Annotated in this window: 27 protein-coding genes and 1 pseudogene; 23 read left to right on the top strand and 5 right to left on the bottom strand. The window is 44.1% G+C overall.

Features of this window, described 5'->3' with window-relative positions; genetic code table 11:
- Positions 1 to 156 precede the first annotated feature (156 nt).
- The 15 genes from Q7V21_RS14550 (at position 157) to Q7V21_RS14480 (ending at position 12,484) form a co-directional block, all read left to right on the top strand.
- A complete protein-coding gene (locus tag Q7V21_RS14550) occupies positions 157 to 459 on the top strand; it encodes a hypothetical protein (RefSeq protein WP_304917970.1) in 303 nt (100 codons plus the stop codon).
- A gap of 300 nt (positions 460 to 759) precedes the next feature.
- A complete protein-coding gene (locus Q7V21_RS14545; RefSeq protein ID WP_304917969.1) occupies positions 760 to 1,758 on the top strand; it encodes a YqaJ viral recombinase family protein in 999 nt (332 codons plus the stop codon).
- Between the two features lie 85 nt (positions 1,759 to 1,843).
- The gene (locus Q7V21_RS14540; RefSeq protein ID WP_304917968.1) at positions 1,844 to 2,185 is read left to right on the top strand and encodes a hypothetical protein; all 342 of its coding nucleotides are present in this window, start codon (positions 1,844 to 1,846) and stop codon (positions 2,183 to 2,185) included.
- 68 nt (positions 2,186 to 2,253) lie between these two features.
- Positions 2,254 to 2,928, top strand: a complete 675-nt coding sequence (locus Q7V21_RS14535) for a hypothetical protein (protein ID WP_304917967.1) — start codon at positions 2,254 to 2,256, stop codon at positions 2,926 to 2,928.
- Positions 2,929 to 3,162: 234 nt separating this feature from the next.
- Positions 3,163 to 3,525: a DUF6876 family protein gene (locus Q7V21_RS14530; RefSeq protein ID WP_304917966.1), complete on the top strand. Its 363-nt coding sequence runs from the start codon at positions 3,163 to 3,165 to the stop codon at positions 3,523 to 3,525.
- Between the two features lie 89 nt (positions 3,526 to 3,614).
- The gene (locus Q7V21_RS14525) at positions 3,615 to 4,259 is read left to right on the top strand and encodes a Uma2 family endonuclease (RefSeq protein ID WP_304917965.1); all 645 of its coding nucleotides are present in this window, start codon (positions 3,615 to 3,617) and stop codon (positions 4,257 to 4,259) included.
- A 381-nt stretch (positions 4,260 to 4,640) separates the two neighbouring features.
- Complete coding sequence (locus Q7V21_RS14520) at positions 4,641 to 5,549, top strand: AAA family ATPase (RefSeq protein ID WP_304917971.1); 909 nt, start codon at positions 4,641 to 4,643, stop codon at positions 5,547 to 5,549.
- A 3-nt stretch (positions 5,550 to 5,552) separates the two neighbouring features.
- On the top strand, positions 5,553 to 6,272 hold the full coding sequence (locus Q7V21_RS14515) for a WGR domain-containing protein (protein WP_304917964.1): 720 nt from the start codon (positions 5,553 to 5,555) through the stop codon (positions 6,270 to 6,272).
- 92 nt (positions 6,273 to 6,364) lie between these two features.
- Positions 6,365 to 7,636, top strand: coding sequence for a DUF3150 domain-containing protein (locus tag Q7V21_RS14510; protein WP_304917963.1), 1,272 nt, complete (start codon positions 6,365 to 6,367; stop codon positions 7,634 to 7,636).
- 87 nt (positions 7,637 to 7,723) lie between these two features.
- Positions 7,724 to 8,380: a hypothetical protein gene (locus Q7V21_RS14505; protein WP_304917962.1), complete on the top strand. Its 657-nt coding sequence runs from the start codon at positions 7,724 to 7,726 to the stop codon at positions 8,378 to 8,380.
- A gap of 82 nt (positions 8,381 to 8,462) precedes the next feature.
- Positions 8,463 to 9,032 carry a hypothetical protein gene (locus tag Q7V21_RS14500; RefSeq protein ID WP_304917961.1) on the top strand — a complete coding sequence of 190 codons (570 nt, stop codon included), beginning with the start codon at positions 8,463 to 8,465 and terminating at the stop codon, positions 9,030 to 9,032.
- An 87-nt stretch (positions 9,033 to 9,119) separates the two neighbouring features.
- Positions 9,120 to 11,006, top strand: a complete 1,887-nt coding sequence (locus tag Q7V21_RS14495; RefSeq protein ID WP_304917960.1) for a VWA domain-containing protein — start codon at positions 9,120 to 9,122, stop codon at positions 11,004 to 11,006.
- A gap of 108 nt (positions 11,007 to 11,114) precedes the next feature.
- Complete coding sequence (locus Q7V21_RS14490) at positions 11,115 to 11,564, top strand: hypothetical protein (protein WP_304917959.1); 450 nt, start codon at positions 11,115 to 11,117, stop codon at positions 11,562 to 11,564.
- Positions 11,565 to 11,660: 96 nt separating this feature from the next.
- The gene (locus tag Q7V21_RS14485) at positions 11,661 to 11,948 is read left to right on the top strand and encodes a hypothetical protein (RefSeq protein WP_304917958.1); all 288 of its coding nucleotides are present in this window, start codon (positions 11,661 to 11,663) and stop codon (positions 11,946 to 11,948) included.
- Positions 11,949 to 12,028: 80 nt separating this feature from the next.
- The gene (locus tag Q7V21_RS14480) at positions 12,029 to 12,484 is read left to right on the top strand and encodes a hypothetical protein (protein WP_304917957.1); all 456 of its coding nucleotides are present in this window, start codon (positions 12,029 to 12,031) and stop codon (positions 12,482 to 12,484) included.
- 740 nt (positions 12,485 to 13,224) lie between these two features.
- Here Q7V21_RS14480 and Q7V21_RS14475 read toward each other — a convergent pair.
- On the bottom strand, positions 13,225 to 13,353 hold the full coding sequence (locus tag Q7V21_RS14475) for a hypothetical protein (protein ID WP_304917956.1): 129 nt from the start codon (positions 13,351 to 13,353) through the stop codon (positions 13,225 to 13,227).
- Positions 13,354 to 13,481: 128 nt separating this feature from the next.
- On the opposite strand from Q7V21_RS14475, the gene Q7V21_RS14470 reads away from it, so the two are divergent.
- The 8 genes and pseudogenes from Q7V21_RS14470 to Q7V21_RS14435 all read left to right on the top strand — a co-directional run bounded on the left by Q7V21_RS14470 (position 13,482) and on the right by Q7V21_RS14435 (position 20,471).
- Entirely contained in the window at positions 13,482 to 15,080 is a 1,599-nt protein-coding gene (locus Q7V21_RS14470) for an ATP-binding protein (RefSeq protein WP_304917955.1), read from the top strand.
- Positions 15,081 to 15,163: 83 nt separating this feature from the next.
- Entirely contained in the window at positions 15,164 to 15,367 is a 204-nt protein-coding gene (locus tag Q7V21_RS14465; RefSeq protein ID WP_304917954.1) for a hypothetical protein, read from the top strand.
- 95 nt (positions 15,368 to 15,462) lie between these two features.
- On the top strand, positions 15,463 to 16,299 hold the full coding sequence (locus tag Q7V21_RS14460) for a hypothetical protein (RefSeq protein WP_304917953.1): 837 nt from the start codon (positions 15,463 to 15,465) through the stop codon (positions 16,297 to 16,299).
- 8 nt (positions 16,300 to 16,307) lie between these two features.
- Positions 16,308 to 16,544 (top strand): hypothetical protein, encoded by a 237-nt coding sequence (locus Q7V21_RS14455; RefSeq protein WP_304917952.1) that lies wholly within the window; start codon positions 16,308 to 16,310, stop codon positions 16,542 to 16,544.
- Positions 16,545 to 16,754: 210 nt separating this feature from the next.
- Positions 16,755 to 17,015: pseudogene (locus tag Q7V21_RS14450) on the top strand (primase-helicase zinc-binding domain-containing protein); the annotation flags it as partial.
- 104 nt (positions 17,016 to 17,119) lie between these two features.
- Positions 17,120 to 18,490, top strand: coding sequence for an IS1380 family transposase (locus tag Q7V21_RS14445; RefSeq protein WP_304917950.1), 1,371 nt, complete (start codon positions 17,120 to 17,122; stop codon positions 18,488 to 18,490).
- A 344-nt stretch (positions 18,491 to 18,834) separates the two neighbouring features.
- Complete coding sequence (locus tag Q7V21_RS14440) at positions 18,835 to 19,530, top strand: toprim domain-containing protein (RefSeq protein WP_304917949.1); 696 nt, start codon at positions 18,835 to 18,837, stop codon at positions 19,528 to 19,530.
- 449 nt (positions 19,531 to 19,979) lie between these two features.
- Entirely contained in the window at positions 19,980 to 20,471 is a 492-nt protein-coding gene (locus Q7V21_RS14435) for a hypothetical protein (RefSeq protein ID WP_304917948.1), read from the top strand.
- 586 nt (positions 20,472 to 21,057) lie between these two features.
- Here the strand turns inward: Q7V21_RS14435 and Q7V21_RS14430 are convergent.
- The 4 genes from Q7V21_RS14430 to Q7V21_RS14415 all read right to left on the bottom strand — a co-directional run bounded on the left by Q7V21_RS14430 (position 21,058) and on the right by Q7V21_RS14415 (position 22,971).
- Positions 21,058 to 21,216, bottom strand: coding sequence for a hypothetical protein (locus Q7V21_RS14430; RefSeq protein ID WP_304917947.1), 159 nt, complete (start codon positions 21,214 to 21,216; stop codon positions 21,058 to 21,060).
- A gap of 97 nt (positions 21,217 to 21,313) precedes the next feature.
- Positions 21,314 to 21,751, bottom strand: coding sequence for a hypothetical protein (locus Q7V21_RS14425; protein WP_304917946.1), 438 nt, complete (start codon positions 21,749 to 21,751; stop codon positions 21,314 to 21,316).
- Positions 21,752 to 21,820: 69 nt separating this feature from the next.
- A complete protein-coding gene (locus Q7V21_RS14420) occupies positions 21,821 to 22,201 on the bottom strand; it encodes a cupin domain-containing protein (RefSeq protein WP_304917945.1) in 381 nt (126 codons plus the stop codon).
- A gap of 50 nt (positions 22,202 to 22,251) precedes the next feature.
- Positions 22,252 to 22,971, bottom strand: coding sequence for a TfoX/Sxy family protein (locus Q7V21_RS14415; RefSeq protein WP_304917944.1), 720 nt, complete (start codon positions 22,969 to 22,971; stop codon positions 22,252 to 22,254).
- Between the last annotated feature and the right edge of the window lie 344 nt (positions 22,972 to 23,315).

The following is a 23,315-nucleotide window of genomic DNA, read 5'->3' as shown; positions in this document are numbered from 1 at the left end:
TGCTGAGGAGCTAAAGAGTGCGATTGAGGCCTTTATCGTAAGGCATAATCAGAAGGCTCAACCTTTTAAATGGCGCCGAAGAGAGGTACAGGGTAGTCAGATAAAAAATACAATAGCTAATTTACGCAATTAAACACTAGTCTTGAAGCTAAAAGAATGGCCGAAAAGCTCATTCTTCGTGCTCAAAAAGCTGGAGCCTGGCAAGCCGCTTTGGACTATGCCGGCGAGAACTTCTCGGATTTCAATTTGATTTTCTTAACGGCTGAAATTAATAAAGCTAAGGCTCTTGCCGACGCTGCTTTGCTTCCAAATAATGGATCAAATGCTGGAAATGGCTCTGTTAATCAAACCGCCGCCGCGACTCATCAGGAAGATCCAAAATCTGAAGATACGAAGAAACCACCTGTTAATAACAAAGCGAAAGAGGCATTGAATAATGCCAAACAAAATCTTTCCTAGTTAATAACACTTCACCCTCCTGGGCGTCACTGATGCCCACCGGGGATTCATGATGTCCTTCATTTCATTATTTGGAGCCGTTATGAAAACATGTTTTTTACACATTTTAAATCTGATCGTCCATGTTATGTTCGGGACCATTTTCTTTATTTCTCTTGTGGGAGATCAAGCCTTTCCAGAAGGCAATTTAATCGACATTATTAGAGCCGTTCTTGGATAGCTACTAAATTACTTTCACCCATTTGGGCGTCACTGATGCCCTATAGGGGATTCATGACGTCCATTAAATTTGGAGTCGTTATGAAAATCATTAATCTCCAGCAAAGAACGCCCGAATGGCACAAGTGGCGAACATCAGGTGTTTCTGCGTCGGAGGCGATTGTCGTTCTTGGACAATGTCTGTTAAAGACAATCTACCGATTATATACGGAGAAGAAAGGCATCACGCTTCCTGACAATCTGGATGCAAACCCGTTTGTCCAAAGAGGAATCAGGCTTGAAGCAACCGCTCGAAAATCATTTGAAAATCGGTATGACACCCTACTTTTGCCGTTATGTGCCGAATCCGAAGAATTCCCTTTTCTTAGGGCATCTTTTGATGGCATCAGCGACGAAGGAATTCCTGTTGAATTGAAAGTCCCTATGGAAGTTAATTTCCGGAATGCTCAACAGGACGGCATTGAATCGAAAATTTACAAGCGGTATTACTACCAGGTTCAGCATCAAATTCTGGTTGCAGGTTCCGATAAGGGCTACTTGTCGCTCTACCTGAATGACAAAGAGCAACTTGATTTCTTGATAGAGCGAGATAATGATCTTATCGATAATCTGGTTTTCGAAGCACGTAAATTTGTCGATTGTCTGAACAAAAATAAGCCTCCGGCAACGGATCCGAAGCGCGATATCTACATCCCATCCGGTCAGGAACTTGATAAATGGAACGCGCTTGCCGCTAATTACCATTCTATTGAGAAAATGATTGAGGAATTCAAAGTCAAGATTAAACCGCTTGAAAAAGAGCAGGTGGATATTGAAAAAGCATTCCTTAAATTAATAGGCGATTTTGCCCAAGCTGAAAGCGCAGGTCTACGGATCAGTCGCTATCTGGCTCAAGGCAGTATCGATTACAAGGCTGCGTTATTAGCCTTGCATCCCGATGTTGATCCAACTTTTTTGGAAACTTTTCGTAAAGATTCGTCCGAAAGAACACGTCTTACACTCAAGGACGAAGAAAAAGCATCGGTTCCGTTCTCAATGGACGCAATCATGTCCGCTAATGACGGCAACTTTTGGTTTTAGCCACTTAGTCCGCCATTAACCTTTAACCCACCGGGGAACACTTTCCCGTATGGGCGCATGTGTTTCCCGAATTTTAGGAGGCACCATGCGCCGAGGTTTTGATCGTAGCCTAAATCTCGACCTGTTCGATGATCAATGGCTGTGGCTGCAAAGCACAGAGCCATTGGCTGAAGAAGTACCGCCCTGGACTAATGAGGAAATTGCCCATATCTGCGATTGTCTTGTGGAAGACTCGTTGCGGAATCTGTTTGACGGCCGTTGTTCGATGGAAACAGTTGTTGAAATCTTCAAATGGATGATGGACGTTAACGATCCGAATCCCTTCAGCTTCACCAACTGCTGCAAGGTATCCGGATTTGATCCTGATGAAATTCGTGATGCCGTTTTAAACAAATTTGAATCTGTTCAGAATCGAAAACTTCATTAAACCCAAAAGGGGCAACGTCCCCCTTGGGAATGGTTGCCTCTTTTATTAATTCTTTAGAGGAAATAACCATGACTAAAAAATTTGCTGTTACCTACGAAATTGACTACACACACCGAGTTGTTGTGGGTGTTACTGCACCGGATGCCGAAACTGCCAAGCAATTGGCTAGTGCCGCATTCGATGAAGGCACTATTTGGGGTGACACTGAAGACATGCCCTTGCTCTTTGATGATTATGAAGAAGTCGATGACGAAACCTTGTGTTTCAGTGCTGAAGAAATCTCGGAGTTCCCGGAACCTGATTCTTCTGTCAAAGCTATAAAGCAAAAGGAATTTGCATTTTATGCGTGCCAGGCCTTGCTTGCCGGTTGTTGTAACTCTGCCCGTGATTTTGCGAGGAAAGCATTGCCTCATGTTGCTGCCGAATTGTCGTCCCAACAGGACGATGCTCAAGCAACTCTGTCAGATGATTCTTTGTTGACCAGTACAGAGGCGCTTGATCTTGCAAGAGACCATAGCATTGATCTTTCATTGTCTTTAAAAAGTGGCCTTCGGACTACGCACTATTTGTACTCCGAACCCGACGGTCAATACTTTCACAAAGATATCGACGGTGTTATTCGTGAAATTTATCCTGAAGATTTTCTGGATACCTATCCGGATTCTCTCGGGAAAATCTGGCGTATTGATCAGAAGGTCTCAACTAAACCTGTACCAAAGTTAAGCACTGTGGTGATGCGATGAAGCTGACACGCGATGTTCTGCCATAGCCAGAAGGTTGGGGGATTGTTCAAGATCCCGAAAATGCAAAACCTGATTACCCAGGAATGCTGAACTGTTATAGCACTGACAGTGCTCAACAAATACCTATGGTTGTGATGACTACGGTCTGATCTTTCTTTCTAACCTTCCGCAAGGATACTCATCTTTTGCGGATGCTGTGTTTCTTGCGGTCTTTTAATTTAGCTGGAGATTTACATGGAAACACTACCAAAAGCAGCATTGGAATCTGAGCTGATGCAGTTTATTGGCACGGAAAACTGGTATAAACACCCATTGACGCCATCAATGACCTACACCGACGGCGTCAAGTATTTTGCGGAGCAAACTGAAAGTTATTGGCTTTTGGACATTATTGCAACCGAGCACTTTCCAATGCTCAAGGAGCAACCGTTTTTGTTTATCACGGTGGAGTCTCAAAATGGATCTTGCACAATCGTTGTCACTGATGGCAATGGTAATGAGCTGAAGTCAAAGCATGTGACATTCACAACTTTAATTGAGGGGACTTGGAAATTTTATCTGCTCGACGACGTTCTGTTGCTGCCATCGGAATACTAATTCCATTTTAATTTTTACCTATCAGGGAAAACATTCCTTGTGGGTATTGTTTTCCCTGTATTTTTTAATGACAATGTGAGGAAATAACAATGAACGCAATACCGGAGAATCATTCAATGGCTTTACAACCTAAATCTGAATATGAAGGCATCTGCATGACTGAAGCAGAATATTTGGCAAGTGAACCGGATTCTGAGGTTCGACGTGAATATATTGATGGTCGCGCTTATGCTATGGCTGGGGCGAGTGTCAATCACGCACGGATAACAGGTAATATTTTTGGCGAGTTCAGAAATCACTTGAAAGGTAAGCCCTGTGAAACTTTTATGTCCGACATTAAAGTACCATTGAAGGTCTCTATAGGAAAAAACTACGTTTATCCTGATGTACTGGTTGATTGCTCCAAAACAGAAGGGAAGAGTTATTTTTCAAACTCCGCCACCATTATTGTTGAAGTGTTATCTAAATCGACCAGAAAACGTGATCTTACAACAAAACTATTAAGATACATTAACCTGCCATCTTTACTGGAATATGTATTGATAGAACAAGACTTCGTTCAGGTGCAAGTCCTTCGTAAAAGGACTGATTGGAATTATGAATTTTATTTTCTTGGAGATTCAATCACGTTTGAATCAATTGATTTAACGCTCGCGGTTGAAGAAATTTACGACCGTGTTGACAATGATGATATGAATGAATTCAGGCAACAAGGGTTGTTGCCTCCAGAATAGTAATTCTAATCAAAAGTCGCACAATTTTGTGCTTCTTTCGTGCTTAACATTTTAACGGTAAGTAGCATAATGCCTTTACCGTTTTTCCAGAGTGCTTTCTTTGAGAAAGTATTGTGAAAAGACGACTATTGTAGTTCTCTAAGAGGACTCAAAAGATAGTGCCAGTTCAGCACTTTAAATAAGGAATCGATGAAGCGCTCCGGCGTGATTATTTATGAAGCGGCTTAGCCGTGATATTTATTTTTCAACCCTCCAGGGAAAATCCATTTTTCCTAGGGGAAACGTGTGTTTTCTCTGGTTTAAACCAAGGAAAACACTGTGAAAACTCAAACTAAAAAATTCCCTATTGGCTCAACTTTTGGCATTACAGCGCCTGCTGTTATGACGGTTGATGGTTTTGATGATGCTCTGCATCCTCTAATTCCAACCAAGAAGGACTATGTGTTCAGAAATGAACATCTTCGCGATGTCTTGGCATTTATTGCTAATCCCTTTGGCGATGCGTTGTACTTGACTGGCCCTACTGGTTCTGGCAAAACATCGATGATTTGCCAGGTCGCTTCTCGCTTGAATTGGCCTGTTCATCAAGTCACCTGTCACGGTCGTCTTGAGCTGAACGATTTGATTGGTCAATTCATGCTCGTCAACGGTTCCATGTCTTTTGTGCATGGTCCGCTTGCTCAAGCTGTTCGTGATGGACATTTGTTGATTTTGAATGAGATCGACTTGATGGATCCTTCTGAACTCGCCGGTTTGAACGATATTATCGAAGGGCAACCTTTGGTCATTCCTCAAAACGGTGGTGAAGTCATTAAGCCTCATCCTAAATTCCGTTTGATCGCTACCGGCAACTCCGCTGGACAGGGTGATCAAAGCGGTCTTTATCAAGGTATCATGCAGCAAAATCTTGCTTTTTTGGATCGGTTCAGATTAATGGAAGTCGGTTATCCCGAAGCTTCTATTGAGAAGGCCATCTTGAAAGCATCACTTGTCAGCATGAGTATTACTGTCGATTCCATCATGGAAAATCTGACAGAGAAAATGATTGAAGTCGCGAATGAAATTCGTCGGCTTTTTGTTGGTGATTCCGATGGCTCAGGTGAACTTAGCGTCACTATGTCTACCCGGACATTGGTACGCTGGACTAACTTGATGATTGCTTACAAACGGGCACCCAATGCCCTGGCGTATTCACTGGATCGTGCTCTCACCTTGCGTGCAGAACCCGCTCAACGTGAAGCTATCCATCGTATTGCCAAAGATGTTTTTGGTGATTCATGGGGAGAATAAGCGATGAGTGCTCCATTTCAACTCTATCGCTTCACTCATGGCGATGGTTCATCGAAATCCTGGGGTGTTCGCTTTAACGGCGATGGCACCTTCACCTCTATATGGGGAAAAACAGGTACAAAGATGTCTTTCAAGACTAAAGGCTTCAAACAACCAGATGAGGTGCAAAAGCTGATACGTTCTAAACAACGTAAAGGCTATGAGTATTTGGGCGGTACTTTTTATATGGGTGATGACGGAAAAATTAGCACCGCTTCACCACCGTCCGTTCCTGTAAATCCTGAACCTTCTGTGGAAGAACCGCGCATTTATTGGACTATTAAATGCATCAAGAATTTGCCCAGCGAAAATTCTGATTCTTTCAAAGAATTAAGCGATCGACTTAAGGCAATATTTGTTCGCTTCGGAAAAGACTTCGATGAAGAACCAATAAATAAATCAGAGCTGATTAAAAACTCTGGAATCATCAAAAAAGAGGCCGGTGTTTTTGTCTTCTTGTTTTTGTTAGCCTTGAAAAAGTTTGCGCCTAGTGGAGTAACGGTTTCCTTGTCTCACGAAGACGGTGTTGAAATCAGTGATCAGCTTAAACTGGAAACTCAGGCGTTGTCATATTTTGACATCGACTTGGAATCCATTCGCCACATTGCAGAAGAAATTGGTTTGCTTGTAAAAAGGTTAGATCTATCGACGATCGCACCTGAATACCAAGACTTTTACTTCTGAACTTTTAATTATTTACTAACCCAGAAGGGGCAATAAACGCCCTTATGGGACGTTTCTGCCTCTTCATTTTTAATATTTTTGGAGAAGCAGTTATGTCAAACGCAGAAATGATACTTGACCAAGTTGACGTTGTTAAACTTGACATCAACCTTTGGACAAGCTCGAAAAAACTAAGAGCTGAAGACCTTGTGCTGGCCGATGGTTCCAGACTTCCACCGGAAGACCTAGCGTCCCTTGGCACCAAGAAAACGATTAATCCCGACAAACTGAAGGAATTCAACCGTATCAAGAAAGAGGCCGAACGCATCTGCCTTGAAGCCGGTACCCGTTTTATCGGTGGTTTTGCCAATCCAAGGACTGAAATCCCAAGGATTACTCAACAGCTTGATGATCTATCCAGGAAGTTTTATGAGGAAAGAGATCAGTTTTTGGCAAGCTATACCGCCGATACTGAAGCCTGGATTGGTGCTCACGCTGAGTTTAGCGAGGCCATTCGCCGGGCTATTGAGCCGGTTGACAGCGTAGCCTCAAAGCTTCGTTTTGATTACATTGTTTTTCGTGTGACCAAACCGGATCCTGAGCAACAAGAATCGCTTGAGCGTCGCGCACTCTCCATGAGTGAACAACTCTTTAAGGAGATTGCACAAGATGCCAGTCAGATTATCGATCGGTCATTTGTTGGCAAAGATACGGTGACAGGCAGGGTATTGAACAGCTTTCGACGTATGCGCGATAAGCTGGACAGCCTTGGATTTCTTGATTTCAGGTGCATGCCTGTTGTCGATGAAATTGATTCTGTTTTGGGTTCACTTCCACAAAGTGGTCCATATAATGGCATCGTCTTCCATAACCTGTTTCGTCTTGGCTTGTTATTGTCGGATCCGGAAAAGATCAAACGTCATGGCAGCGGTTTATTACAGCCTGTTGTTGATCTTGAAAACGAGCCTGAAGATGATGTTTTGGATGATCAAATCATTCCAGAGCCTGATTCCAAGCTTACCGACGAAGACTTAATTCAACCGTCTTTACCAGAGGTTTCATCACCTTCTGAAAACACCGATTTAGTCGAAGAACCAATAATTGAGTCTGAAATCGATGATGATGACGATATCCCCGGTTTTGATGATTATTTGGCTAAATATAATCCTGCTCAAGATATTTTTGATACTGTGCTTTCCGCTCAAACCGATGTCGCAACTGGTTTAGTGGAGGATATTTCTGAAACACCAAAAGCAGTTATTCCTGTCACTCCCGTTCCTGTTGTTAAGCCAGTTAAGTCTTTAATTGAAGACGGTCTGGACAATGATGACGATGAGCCAGTCGAATCAGAGGAACTAGCGACTGCTGGGGATTTTTGGTTCTAGTTTTAATTTATTTTTTACCCGGCGGGTTGCAAATTCAATCCGTATGGGTTGTTTTGCCTCGCCGTCATTTAATTTTTGGAGATTTTTATGGCTAATAATTACGACCAGGCGACTGTTCAACCTAATTTTCCTATTTCTTCCGTTACGGATTTTGAAAAGGAATTACTCAACAGATATGGATTTTCCTATGAAACCTATAGTTCCAATCAGGACGATACCGTTTATTTTTTCGCGGAAGAAGGTGCTCGTGACGAAATTGAAGATCTCGAAGTTGATCTTGTTTCCGAACACGCTCAGCTAGGGGATCCTATTGCAGTTAAATTGCTGGAATACATTCAGGAACATGGCTCCGACGACTTGGATGCTTATGTCTCAAGTGAATTCAGTTGGGTATCAATTTTCCAGGAAATTTTGAAAAAACCTGAGTGCGCAAGCATTGAGGACATCTGTATCGAGGGTGCTTATACCTGCGACAAACTTCGTCCCGGTGAATTTGGCGGCTGGGTTTGTCGAATTACTCGCGAATCTGTTCAGCATGATGGCACTTCTGCGGCATTTGAACGCATGAAGAAAGAGCCTGAGTTTTTAGTAGCGCTCGATATTGTGTTTGCTATGGCAAATGGGCATGTTTTGGATCAATTGGATGTTGATGATGATCCTGAGCTTGCTACTGAGCATAAAGCACAACGCCATGCACTTGATGTGATTCACAATTATGTTGTGAATCATCCTCTCGCAAACTAAATCATATTTTTAACTTTAACGGGAAATTTCATTTTTCCCGTTGGGATACTTGATCTTTCCCGTGTTTTTTTCAGGATTGATTATGTCTTATACACACTATTTTGAAATTACTAAGAAACCACATCAAGGATTTTGGGCAGAGCTCATGCTTGATGTGGAAAAGCTTTTTATGAACTTACCGACTAGCGAGGAACTTTCACAGCTAGATTACGATGTTGTCCATGGGCGTCTTTTACATGGACCTATGGGCGATAAAAAGCCTATTTGTAATACACAAAGAATATCTTTCAACGGGAATGCGGCCGAAGAAATGGATCATGAAACGTTCACGCTTCTTCCTAAGAAAATGGATGATTACTGCAAAACCGCGCGTAAACCTTACGACTTTGCAGTTTGTGCCGTTTTAATTATCGCTTATAACCATAAGCCGGATATTGTTCTCGTAACAAGTGATGGCGATACTGATGACTGGAATCCCGTTTTGAATTGGGTCCATCAATATGTATTGCCGGCCGCGATCTTACCACCTGGTATCAAAGCCGCTATTTTGCCTTCCAATTCTGGATCGTTTGAGCAATCTAAAAAACTTAATAGTTTTTTTGATAATTTGAAATGCGCTGAATCAACTATTGGGGATTATTATTTTCCTTGATATATTTTTTTGTTTTTAACCCACCTGGGGCAAACACAGCCCCTTTGGGTCATGGTTTGCCCCTTTATTAATTTTTTGGAGTACACCATGAAAAATAAAACCTTGAATAACGCCTTTCCTATCGTTGCCGCAGCATTGGGCAACAAGTTTGGCGTTAATGTCAGCATTGGCGGTTCTGATGCCTATACCACTGGCAAAATGATCAATATTCCTGCTTACAACCTTGAAGATCAGTCTTACAAGGATGTTGCATGGGGCTATTTGGCACATGAAGCAGCACATGTCCGGTTTACCGAGTTCACTGCTTTTAGTAATGCCGCGACTAATCCTGTTCGGAAAAGAATCGTCAATATCCTGGAGGATATTCGCATTGAGAAATTGATGCAGGATACTTATCCGGGTACTAAACGAACGACTGAAAAAGTTGTACAGCATCTTATTCAAACCGGCGGATTTCAAATAATCGGTCAAAATGAACAGGTGCATCCTGCAGCTGTATTATCTCAGTTTTTGTTGTTTCGTCTTCGTAATGACATCCTGGGCCAAACAGCTCTGTCGTCTTACGCAGATACCGCTGAATCCTTACTGGAAGATACTTTTCCAGTCGGTGCGGTAACAAGATTGAATGGTCTTCTATCCGAAATGCCTCAGCTTCAAGTAACGCGTGATTGTGTTCGGCTTGCCGACCGCATTTTGCGCATGATTGAAGAGGAACAGGAGAAGGAGCAGGAAAAGGCTCGTCAACAGCAGTCTCAGCAACAAGATAGTGATGATTCGTCGTCTCAATCTCAAACTGGACAAAGTAATACTGATCAAGATGAGGATTCAACCGATACTGACTCAGGCGATTCCCCACAGGATAGCCCGTCCCAAGGTGACGATTCTCCAACCGATCAAGATGCTGATGACAGTCAGCCGATTCAACAACCAAGCGATTCTGAACCGGACATTGAGGATCAAGATCAAGGCTCAAGCTCTCAACTGAGCGATGCTGACGATCAAGATTCACAACCTGGTCAGGGTCATGTTAATGCTATGGGTAGCAATGCCGATAATTCACAGGATCAGAATAGCGAGCAATTAGCGCAAAACCTGGCTTCTGTGTTGTCAGCCAGTGATGATGATGTGCCGGATGACGTGTTTGAAGCGGCTAAACAGCTTTTGGGCAGTCAACCTGTCAATAGTTACGATGAAAATGTTCACATGCCTGTTGCCATGGATCCAGACTTGAATCCTGCTATTGGTAACGCACTGATGAATAAGGTTTTAGGGAGCTCGGGCAAAATCCGCGCTTCGCTTCAAGGTCTGGTTCAATCCAGTCGATGTGATCGTCCCGTGAATAAACGCTCGGGCAATCGTATTGATGGTAGAAGGCTGTCTCGTTTAATTCAGGGCGATTCTCGTGTTTTCGAACGCAGAAGCCATAAGCAGGCGCCGAATACGGCAATTCATTTGCTGGTAGATGGTTCAACCTCTATGGCAGACAGAGCCCCGAATAATCCTAATCATTCTTTGATCGAGTTGGCAATGGAATCAGCAATGGCATTAGCATTGGCACTGGAAGGTATTTCAGGCGTCAATCCTGCTGTGACTCGATTTCCATACAACGATACCGGCAACGTGGTTCCTCTGTTGAAACATAGTCAAAAAGTTCGCCTAAATGCGCCGAAATTCGCTCCTATTGTAAGTGGAGGAACACCGCTTCATACCGCGTTGTGGTATGCCGCCTCATCCGTTCTGGCTACGCGTGAAGAACGGAAAATCATTATGGTGCTAACCGATGGACAGCCTGATGATCTGGATCTCACAAAAGCTATTATCAAACGTTGTGAAGCGACTGGTATTGAGCTTGTTGGTGTTGGTGTCTGTTTCGACACGAGTCATTTATTTGATCGGTCAATCTGCATCAACGATGTGTCCGAGTTGCGTTCCGAGATGTTCAGGATCAGCCGCGATTTGTTGTTGGCAGCTTGAAATTTAACCTCTGGCTAATCACTTTAGATTAGCCAGTTTTCTTACCCAGACAGGGATCACATCCCTTCTGGGTTGCTCTTTGTCTGTTACTTTTTTTGGAGCAGTACAATGAGTAATTTACAAAAGTTAAGAACCGCTTTTGAAGCAGCAACTAAGGAAGGGTATATCGATTTGTCGACAGATTGGTCGCTCCGCAACAATAACGTTATGTGTGGCAATACGTTTGTCGCCGAAGTTTTGGTTGATGGCGATAATAAAGTCATGAGAAATGAACGTCGTGCTAATGCGGAGTTTATTATCTTGGCTCATAACATGATGTCAGAAATATTGGCAGATCTTGAGCGCTTGCAATTACTTGAAGCTGAATTGGATCGCGTTAAAGATCAAGCAATTGAAATTGAAACAGCGCTTGAATCCTCAACTGAAGCCATGTCCTTAATGCGAGAACAAATCGAGCAAATGCGGGGCATGTTCAATGACGATGATGAGTCTATTCAATTGGCTTGTGACACGCATGATAAGGCTGAGAAATTAGTCGTCCCTCTGCTTAAATACTGAATCCGCTTAGGATTTTAATTTTACTTTAAACCTGACCAGGGAAATCACATTCCCTGCCGGGCACATGTGGTTTCCCGTATTTTTTGGAGATTCACAATGATGAAAAAAGTAATTGTTCATAATCTGAAAACCATTCCGAAAGATGCTGCCATCTATTGGAATAACAACGGCTCTGGCTTTGCCAAGCAGCTTGAAATTAGAAAGCAGATAAAGACGTTCTGCGAACAACCTGACATCAAGTCCGCTTGGCTGAGTCGAAAAAGAATATCCACATCAAAAAGCTTAAAAGAATTCAAGGACTGTAACAGCCTGAAGCATTTTTTCTCGATGTTTGATGAGGGCGATGATAGCTTTCAAGTGTTCTACACAGAGAAATCTGTTTAGTCATTAATTTTACCCATAGGGGCACACCACCCCTTTCGGGAATGATGTGCCCCTGAATTATTTATTATTGGAGATACATCATGACTACAAACACAACTGAAATTCGTCTTGTCATCCACCTCGAAGGAGGCATTGTACAAGCGGTTTATTCCAACTCCGCCACAGTTATCAAGGTCGCGATACAGGATCTTGATATAGATGGTGCGGATGGAGACGAGATGACTGAGCTTGATGATGGTACCGAGTTTGTTGGTCACATTGAGCCTATTCTTCGCGATGACACTCATGTTGCACGCGTCTTTGCTGCGTTTGGTGAAGTAAATATTGTCGTTGATAAGCAACAGGAAAATTATGTTGCTAACAAAGGGTTGATTTGTCCTAACTGTGGCAGCAACGATGTTGAAGCCAAAAGCTCTTTTGACGGCGAAGGATTAGCTGGTTTAATTTGTGTTGAGTGCAATCATTGCAAATCAACATGGATTGATCGGTACTGTCTTGTTGGTTTTGACAGCCTTGAAATAGGTTCTAAAGTATGATTTTTTGCTCGTGAACTTTATAAATCTATCTTTTTCGAAAAACGCGTTTTTTTAGCTTCTTTCGATCTGAACAATTTAACGGTAAGTGGCATAATGCCTTTACCGTTTTTCCAGAGTGCTTTTTTGAGAAAGTATTGTGGAAAGACGAATTTTTGTAGTTCTCTAAGAGAACTCGAAAGCAGTGCCAGTTCAGCACTTTAAATGAGGAATCGATAAGCGCTCCGGCGTGATACCTATAAGCGGCCTAGCCGTGAATTTATTTATTTTATATTTTAACCCATCAGGGAAAATTCATTTTTTCCTGATGCGAAACGTGTGTTTTCTCTGTTTTAACTGAGGAAAACACCATGAACAAAGATGATCACAAGTCATTTTACCGCTTTGCTGACAGCGCAACTAATCTTGAACTGGAAGCCAAGCTGATATTCAGCTGCATAACCTTATTCTTAAGCTCAAGGAATCTTCGACGATAGCCGAAGCCAACTGGATGACTAAGGAAATTTGTTTAGAACTGGATGCAAGAAGAGATATACATGCCTAAATCGCCTGTATGCCCTTTTTTCTGGCGCATATAATCGCTCAAGACATTTGATTTTTGCTTCGTTGCCTTCGGCAACTGCGATAAGAAGCCGTCTTTCCAATGTTTTCTCGCCTTTTTTGACTTTTGCCGGCAGGTGATCCTCAAAAAATGGTGATGCAGCCCGTCTTGCTCTCCTGAAATCATTCAGAGACTTGATGTTTCAAATATCGATCCCGGCCTTGCCGAAATAACTTCGGTATTCAGCAATTCCCTGTTCAGTAAAGGTCACAAATCCTTCGCTGTTTACGGAAAAATAAGCGTTGTTCGTCAGAGCATCTGCTTTGTTCATTGACTCGCCCCATGTTTGTTTTTAACCATGGTAAGCGATCACTCACTTTTTACAACCCTCCGGGAACTTAACTTCCCAGTGGGAATGTTTTGTCTCCCGTTTTTTTTAATGAACCAGGAGATAACCCCATGAAAACTGTAGCAATGAAAGTAAACCAGGCTAACCTGGTTAAAAGCTTGAAATTCAGCTTTACCAATAAAACCACGGTGCTTGGCGAGTTAATGCAAAACGCCAGACGTGCCAATGCGACTCAAGTTGTTTTTGAGTTTGCGCCTGAAACCAAAATTCTTCGGGTAACCGATGATGGTTGCGGTATCGATTCTATCGAAACCCTGCTTACTGTCGCTGAATCCGGTTGGGATGCTGATGTGGTTGCTCAAGAGCATCCATTTGGCATCGGCTTCTTATCCGCATTGTTTGCCTGCCGTCACCTGACCGTTGTCAGTAAGAGCGGTCGCATTTCAGTCGATACCAACGATGTTCTGTCGTTCAAACCCGTCACCGTAACACCTGTTACTGACTGGAATGGCATAACCTCCATCACTATGCTTGGCGCTGATCTTGAGTTGAAGGACGTTCAGGATACGCTTAATCGCCTTTCGCGCGGTTTTCCAATTCCTGTGTCACTCAACGACGTATTTCTCGATAGACAGTATGCGCCTGATTCCGGTCTTCGCTTTGTCGAGACTGAAATTGGCGCTGTATGTTTGTCGGGTATTGATGAGCCCCTTGGCATTAGCGACGAGTTTGACGTGTACCTGCAAGGTTTGCCTATTTATCGATCGCATTCTTATGGGTCGCGAAATCGGCACATCATTCATCTTGATTCTTCACGGTTTTATGCGCGTTTACCGGATCGAGATAAGCTTATTGATGAGGCCGATGTTGTAAAGCTCGTTAAGTCTGTTTTGACGAAGGAAATTGAAGAAAGTCTTGTATTGCTTAAAGCCACAGTTTCCGCCAAGGAATTTGTGCTTTTTTACGAAATAATGAAGCACTGGGGATTATTGAGTTTACTCAATGATGTACCTGTCGTTCCTATGCAAGCTTTGCATGAGTTCGACGATTACCCAAACTGCGACACTGATGCTTACGGCACCTTCACTTCCAGGCTCAACCAATCTCTGACCCGTTCAGAAGTTGAAGCCCGTGAAGTTGTTGATATCGATGAAGACATACAGGAATACGGCGCTGCTCGTTACATGTTCGCACGGGAACGTGACGCTTTGATCTATCAAGGTGGACTTGATAACGATCACTGGATTCATTCGAAGATTCGGAATCTCGATGATGAAGAACTGACGATTGAACTGGTCAATGAAACGCATGGTGCTTTTTTCGAAGGCGATTGGATATCGATTTATGTACGTTTTTGTGACTCATACCGGATAAAGATAGGCGATGATTTTGTTGAAATTGCGGGCGATGCTTTCTACCAAGGACAGGAAAATGAAGATCAAGTCATTCTTCCAAAGAACGATGCTTCAGGTTATGTCCTGAAACAGATCTCAAGTTACAGATCCGAGTATGAAGACTTTCAAGAGTCGACGCATGAATCAGATATGTACGCATTTGAATCGTTCGTTGTCGCGAATACATCAATTGATCCTGCTGATGCGATGAAGCGTTTGTTACCTGGCTTTTCAGGCTGCCCTTCGTTGTACGGCAAGTCGTTTGTTATTACCCTGGATGATGCCGGCAAAGTTGCTTCGGTAACGGCTGCTTAATCATTCATTTTATTTAACCCTACCGGGAAATGCCTTTTCCCTATGGGAATTGTGGCGTTTCCCGATTTTTTAAGAGTAGTGCCATGAGTAATCATGTTACCAAATCATCTCCAGAGTCCAATTCAGACACGGGGCAATCCGTTCTAAAAATGACTATCGAGATAAAAGGTCAAGAAACTGATGATTTGCAACTAGCTTTGGAGGAAGTTATGCGTCTTTTAGATGGAGGCTTTACTTCGGGCTTTGATCGCAACGAAACCGGTTCTTACAGGTTTTCAATTGACTAAATAGGCTTACTTTACTTTACCCAGCGGGATTGTCATTTTCCCACTGGGACAAGTGATTTTTCCCGCTTTTTACTTTTCAAGGCAGGAGAAAAATCATGAAACCATATTTTCAAAACAAAGTTGACCGTCGCACCCGTTCCGCAATGGTAGATTTTTTAAAAGGGCATTACCGTTACGACACCATGAGTTCGTGGAATCGTCTAACGTCCTATGCTAATAACATCAAGTTTCATCGTCTAGGCTTATCGTCTAAACAGGATGATAAAGCCTATGAAATGCTGAATGTTGATTTCTGGGAAGAAATTAGAGGCCCTATTGACGACTTTACGTATGACCAAGGTCATCGCTACACCATTTGTTCGAATGGGCGTTCCGGCGGTTATCTGGTTTTGCATGAGTCTCACCTGGAACTCACCGGGCATCTCAGCTACTGTCCCACCTGTGGTCAGCGGAACTTTAAAAAGGTACCGCCGGTTACTTACCAGGACGAGAACGAAGAAGTAATTGCTCGGGAAATACTCAGAAGCCAGAATTCTTGGCTTCCTGGCGTTTACCTGGGTCAACCTGCAATTCAGACTTTGACCATTTCAAACGACAAGAAATTGTTGCTGATTAACCGGCTCAAAACTGAATTAAGAGATTGTTCAGCGTCCGATGCTTGCGGTGTTTGTGGAAATCCTCGATCCAATTTCAGTGTTCCGCCGTCACGATTGATGGTCGCAAACAGAGGTATTGATCAGTTTGAGGACTTTTATGCCGAAGACTGGTCAATGGAAGCGCTTCGCGATCGTGTCGATCTGGTTTGTGCGTTTGATACGGCTTGCGATGCTATTCGTAGCAATTTCATTGCGCTTCTTGATGATTATGACGTTGTTGAAATTACCGAACATCGTCCTGTTCAAATTAAAAAACTTGTAGCTCACGCTGCTTAGGAGGTTTTATGTTGAATGAAGCCGATGAAGTTTTAAATGAGGATCTTGATGCCGCAGTAGATTATTACGAAAGTCTTTTGAATAACACTCTGCCTCAAAAGCAGGCAGAACGGATTGCTTTAGAGGAATTTTGTGTTGTTCTTGAGGACAAACTATTAGACCGAATTATGGAGCAATATGCCTGCACAATACTCTCTATTGAGGATTGTGTGCGTGCTCAATTGCAAAAGCATCATTTGATTTAATTTATCTTACCCACTTGGGAGAAAACATCTCCCTATGGGTCGAGCGTTTTCTCTCGGGTGGATTTTCCATCCCGCCTTCCGGGACTTTCTTGATCCTTCCTGGGAGGGGTATCAAGAAAGTCTCGGTTGTCGGGACATCACCAGGACAAAAACCATGTTTTACATCAATATTATCAAGACCGTTGCCACCATTGTCGATGAGGTGACCGTATGAGTACCCAAACGGTTGATTCTGACGTTGTCAAAAACGCAGTTCGTGGTTCCTGGCTGTCTGTCCTGGATTCCCTGGCGCCCGAACTTGAACGCGCTATCTCAAAACCCGGCAGGCACATTGGTTGTCCTGTTCATGGTGGAAAAGATGGTTTTAAGCTGTTTCGTGATGCCGATATCTCAGGTGGAGGCATTTGCAACTCTTGCGGCGCCAAACCGGATGGTTTTTCGTTATTGATGTGGCTTAGAGGTTGGCGTTTTCCTGATACCTAAATCCTGCAAGCCAATACCTAGTTACGTTTAATTGTCGTTATAAATCAATGGTATAATATGAAAACCAAGGTGTTTCATAGGTCATTATTTTAATGAAAGCAAAGCCGTCAAAAAAACTGAAAAAAGCCACCGCCGTTCGTAAGCCAGCAGGCAAAGTTAAAATGACAGCAACCGCATCCGGACTGACCAGCCAGGCAGGCCTTATACCCGTAGTAAAATTCCTGGAACGTATCGGCTTTGAACAAACGGTCCATCAGACGGTTCCACATCAACGCGGGGATAATGCAGAGTATCACTTGTCGGGAACGATGTTGCTGACCGTAGTGGGTGTGATCGGTGGTGCCAGCAACATCGCAAAACTTTGTGCTGTTTGGTCAGATAGTGTCTTACGTGAGGTGGCGGGTTGGCTAAAAATCCCCGTCGAGACCACGATAAGTCGACTCTTTAAAGAAGTCACAGAAAAGCAGATCAGCCAGCTTGAAAGCGTCACCCATAAATTACGCGGACAGATATGGCGCAAGGCCAACCGGGCAGGCGTATCTAAAGTTGGACTCAACCCGGTGCAATGGATCGATATTGATTCCACCGTGGATTCGGTGTGCGGCACCCAAGAGGGAGCCGCTAAAGGCTACAACCCCAAGAAGCAAGGCGCGCTTTCCTATCATCCGCAATTGGCTTTTTGGGTGGGCAGCAAGGAAATTCTGCAGGCCTGGTTTAGAACGGGAAGCGCCTATACCAGTAATGGCGTTGTTGAATTCGTCAAACAGTTACTGGCGCATTTACCGAACAAAACGCGGCTTATAATCCGCGCCGACAGTGGTTATTTTGTCGGCGCCTTATTGGACTTGCTGGATGCCCATAAACATGGCTATCTGATCAAGGTCAAACTTAAAAACTTAGTCGTGCTGTTGACGGGGCAACAGTGGACAGCCATAGCCGGGCAACCGGACTGGGAACAATGTACGTTTGACTATCGTTGCGGTGAGTGGAAAGTGACGCGCCGTTTTAGTGCGGTGCGCAGGAAGCAACTTAAAGAACGACGCCCTCAAGTTGATTTGCTGGAAACAGCTCAATACGACTATGACTATTTCTGCTATGTCACGACAGAAGCCTTTACGCCTTGGCAAACCCACAAAAAATACGGCGAACGCGCAACGTGCGAAACCTGGATCGAAGAATCCAAAGGCCAGATGGGCATGGGCAAGCTAAGAACCGCTGAATTTCTGGCTAATGCCGCCTTGTTCCATTGCGCGGTATTGGCTTACAACACGTTGCGGTGGATGGCCATCATGAGTGGCAGCCAGACCCTTCGGCAATGGGAACCCGAAACCATTCGCGCCTATTTGGTTCGTGTAGCAGGCAAGTTGCTGACAGGAAACAGGCAGTTGACCGTTAAGACACCTGACAATCATCTTTACCCTCAGGCTTGGGATGATTGGGTGGCTGTCGGTTTAGGATCGTGATCCTAACGATAAACAAATAACACCAACATCAATGGATTGTTATTAGCCTTCGTTCGAGAAGGAGGGCTAGACTAGGCCTGTCGCCAGAAAATCTTCGGGATTTTTTGTAATTTAGGATAGGTAGAGGACTGAATGCGGTGAATACATAGATAAAAACGCAGCGGCGGATTTGAAAAATAAAATTTGAGCATAAAAATGCAGGGATTAATGCCTGTTTTTAGGGCTTGCAGGATTTAGGTGATACATTAACGGCTGTTGCCAATGTGCTTGGGTTATCGACAAATGCTGCGGATCAAAACCCCGTCGCTCCACGGAAGCCGGTTTTTACGAAGTCAAAGTCCACTGTGGACGATGGCAGACTAAAAGCGATTCTTCGTACTGTGTGGCTGGAATCCAAATCGGTTCATCACCCGGACGCCGAACCTGTAAGGCTTTACTTGCAGTCTCGCGGTTTGGATGGTTGGCTTCCTAATTGGCCTTCAATCCGCTTTCATTCCAAGATGCAGTACCGGGACGAAGACGGTAACCTGATCGGTCATTACCCAGCCATGCTTGCATTGGTCGAAAAAGGCAACGAAGCCATCACCATTCATCGCACGTTTTTGACGCAAGATGGATGTAAAGCGCCGGTTGATTCACCTAAGAAAATGATGCCGGCGCCATCCAATAAACTTGTGGTCGGTTCTGCTATTCGCTTAGGAAATCCTGGTCGCGTGTTGTGCGTGACTGAAGGTATCGAAACAGCTTTGGCCGTTATTGAAGCGACCGGTATGGTAACGTGGCCGTTGATCAGCGCCACGATGATGAGTCAATTCGTCATTCCCGCTGGCGTTAAAAAGCTCATGATATGGTCTGATCTGGATCGTTCATGTGCCGGGTCATTGGCCGCGACAAAGCTCGCAGAGCTTGCAAAAGCTCAGGGCGTTGAAGCGGTGATTTGTGAACCTAAAGGGCCAATACCTGTTAACAGTAAAAGTGTTGACTGGCTGGATGTCCTGAATCAGCAAGGCCCGAATGCGTTTGTTCGGTCTTGTTTCTGAAAGGGGAGGTTGTGTTATGAGTTTGTTTGTTTTTGACGCGTAGCGTCTGGATACAACACACGGCACACCTTCCCAGACATTTTCACCACTCCAAGGATGGGATGGCAATGATGCCAAATACCTGGATTGGCTGAGATCTCAATTTAAGTGCAACTACTGTTTCGGCAAAGACTCGGAAGTACTGCACGCTCACTGCTATTAAATAGGCCTGTAAAATAGAGGCTCATACCGTGATACGTTGATTTTGGCGCTCAATTCACTTAATCAAAAAAGAAGCGTACTGCCATTTGATTGGACTGCGCTCAATACCAAAACCGAACCTGATTTTTTCAGTGCTCGGTTTTTTTTGGCTTCAACTTTTTTAAAAGGCGCGTTTTTTCAGTGCCTTTCGCGCTTATCAATTCACAAAATTTATTAGTTAATACTCTCTATAATATAAGGAGGCAGTTATGCGCCGTTTGTTGACATCTTCGCCGGCCAAATCTCTTTTGTTTTTGCTGTCGGCCACACTGTCTTTAACCGTTCAAGACAACGATCCAAACGACATCAATCCAGGACTCTTCGATAATCCAGGTCCATCCAGGGCGATGATGATGGTCGGGCATGCTTTTGACAAAACATCAGTTATGCCGCTAGATGACAACAGCTTAAAAAAAGCCACGGTCGATTCGTCGATAGATATGCTTCAGAACCAGCCGCCAGTGTGTGAACTGATAACGTTACCGTCGACCCATGAGGTCTATGTCGAGGCCAAATGCACCGATCATGACGGCAAGATCACTGGTTATGCCTGGGAGGTTAACGGCCAACCCATCGTATCCACAGCTCATCGGATCAGCTTTAGCAAAACGAATACGCCACAGTCGGCTTCGGTGACTATAACGGGTAGGGACGACGGCAAAGATCTGTCCACGCCGGTATCCATTAACGTCGCTTATTGATTGCCATGTGTCGAATTCAACCGATTCTACTTGCATCCCTTCTGTTGGCAGTAGGGACTGCAAGCACAGAACCCGTGATTACTGTCGATAAAACACCGGCAAAAGCAGAATGCATGCACCATCCACACCATAGTAGTATATGTACCAAGCAAGACATCAAACAACTATGGGAATACCTTGTCCAAGCCGGCGCCAGCCCGCCACTGTCCTGAGCCGGACGAAGTCAAATAGCCCTTCCGGCTCAAGTGTATAGACCGGGGACATAGCGCGGGGTGAGGTACGAACCCCAACATTTACACATCAAGTAACGTTTTTATTGAGGTTCACAAGCTTACCCCCAACCGCACTGCGGCGGGCAACTTGCTCAGCGGGCCGAAAAAATGGATATGAAACTCGTCGCTTCTGAATAAGTCCCTTAAAAACAGCTTTGTTAATCAGTGACTTGAGATGTGTTTCTTAAGTTCTATAACACACCACGCTCTATTTCTTGCAGATAGATGAAGTCTGGTGCTTTTACGCCAGCCTTTTTCCTGATTTCTACTAACTCTGGAGACTCGAAGAAGCGCCGGGCATTGTTCAACGAAGATCACGCCGAGAAGTGGACGATGTTGTTTGCATCGTTGTCATATCGCAGTAACTGGTAGCTGATTTCTCCGGCGTTTTTCCTAATGTTTGCTGCTTGGTCGAAGACAGCCTTCCATGCCGGATAAGACTCGACCTCATGAATAATTAAAACGTGTTGCATGTAAGCTTCCTTAATGAATAGCTCTAAAGTAAAGTTAAGGAGCCCCGCGCCTTTGCGGCGTCCCTCTCGGACGTAGTGTTATGTAATTTACTTTACTTTACTTGTTGCTACTTCTATGGAGCGCATAACCGATTGCAGTTATATATAGGAAGTATACGCCGCCTATAATCGCGAGAAATATTTTATTCCTTTCTTTAATTTCTTGCTGGTCGCCCATTCTTTTTTGAATGTATATTTCTGTACGTTCGCCAGCCAGAGTAGGATTTACCAATTCCTGATTGTATGAACTCGTTTCTATAGAAGTGCCTACCGACTCTGTTTGTTTTAATATTTGGGGCAAAGGGCTGGCATCAAAAATAGCGACTGTTGCGATTAAAGCTGCAATAATACTATGGCTTATATTTTTCAAGAAAGCAGAAATAGAAGCAACAAATACAGCAAGTAAAGCAACTAAAACGCCAAGCGAATCGAAAGACAATGGGAGTGATAACACTGCTAACAATATAGCGATAACACCTACAATCTTTGTTGTCATGTGACTCCTTACAACCTAACTTTCAAAGTAATCGGCCTGCGTGGCTTTTCTCGCAGGTTCGCTTCCGGGTTAAGCACCATTGCCGTCAACAACGCGGTTAGGGAATGACACTTCTAATACGACACACCCCAGGTCTGTTTTGAATGGCCCATGAAGTTCTCCAGGAGGACGGCTTGCGTAATGACCGGCTTCAAGCCATAGGCCAAACGCTTGGTCGTACAGGCGGCCGCTGACAATGAACACTTCCTCCGGGTAGGAATGAGTTTTCCCGCCAAATGCCGATGTATCGGCACCCGGCAGGAAGCGTGTCAATCTTGTGTATTCGCCAGCTATCGGATCGATGCTAAGCGTTAGTTCCTCGGCGATTCCTTCCAGCCCTTTGACTGGCATCCATCGCTCCCGGCTCTCCGGGCTCAGAGTGTTCCAGTATGTCGTTATTGATTTCGTCATTCCTTGCTCCGATATGTAAAGTGATACCTAAAAAACTAAGCGGGCCGACGTTAGGAGGCTCCTCTTGAGCGCTTGTTGGGCTTGGTTTTGCCAGCTACGCGCATCGCTTCGTTTGCCCATAGTCGTAGTTGTTCGCAATCATTAAGAACATCTTCGGGAACTTCAAAATACTTGCGCACCTGAACTTGTCCTTTCTTTATCATATACGAAAACGGCTGCATCCCCGCTTCTTCATATTTCTTCCGAGTATTCTCATCAACTGCAAAATACAGGCAGTTTCCCATAATCATGGCAAACTGCACAAAGCCATTGGAAATCCCCACGCCACCAAAGAATCGGCCTGTTCGCACTAGACCAATGGGTTCTAGCAGCGCTAAAATGTATTCCGTATATTCAGCGCTGGGGTCCGCATTAGGTGACTCAAAGAACCCTGTCATTTGCATTAAACGGCCATCCGCCCCGTACAGCCCATAGCTTGCCCCCTGAGAGAGCACGTTTTCATTGCCGTCTACCATGTTCCAATGCGTAAGACTCCGATCATGGTGGTTTTTAAAATCGGTTGTCATAAATCTTACTCCAGGCACGTTCTTTTGAAGTTCCGACATATACCCAGACAATTGCTCATATCCTGTCGCTTGAATGATCGGGTCGGTGTACACGCAATCAGGGCTTAAGCATTGCTCGAATAATTGCAGCCTCTTCGGTGCGTCTATCTCGGACCATGATTTCGTGTACGTGTCCCAAGTGTTTTTATGTGAATTGCTTTCCATTGTTTTCTCCATATGACAAAAATTATTAAGAGTTACTTGCCGCTATTGGGATTGACGCCCAACGTTACGGGGCGCGCCGCTCACTGAGCTTTAACGAAGCCACCGAACCCTGATAAAAACAAAACTTCAAAAACGCCAACGGGCGGAGCGTCCCTTTGACTGACTTGTTAGGCCCCAAAGCCAAGCTGATACCTAAAAAACGACTAATTAGTGTCTGAAAGAAAACTCAATTTTTTATAATTTCGCCGTTGCTTTGATGACGATTTTCCGGGAATTTTGCCTTCAGATCGAACGCTCAGACACGCTGATTGCGTCTAATTGAGAAACATTCCTATTTGCGCCGA

It is taken from the genome of Methylophaga sp. (assembly GCF_030651745.1).
This window is presented reverse-complemented; position numbering and strand designations above follow the sequence as displayed.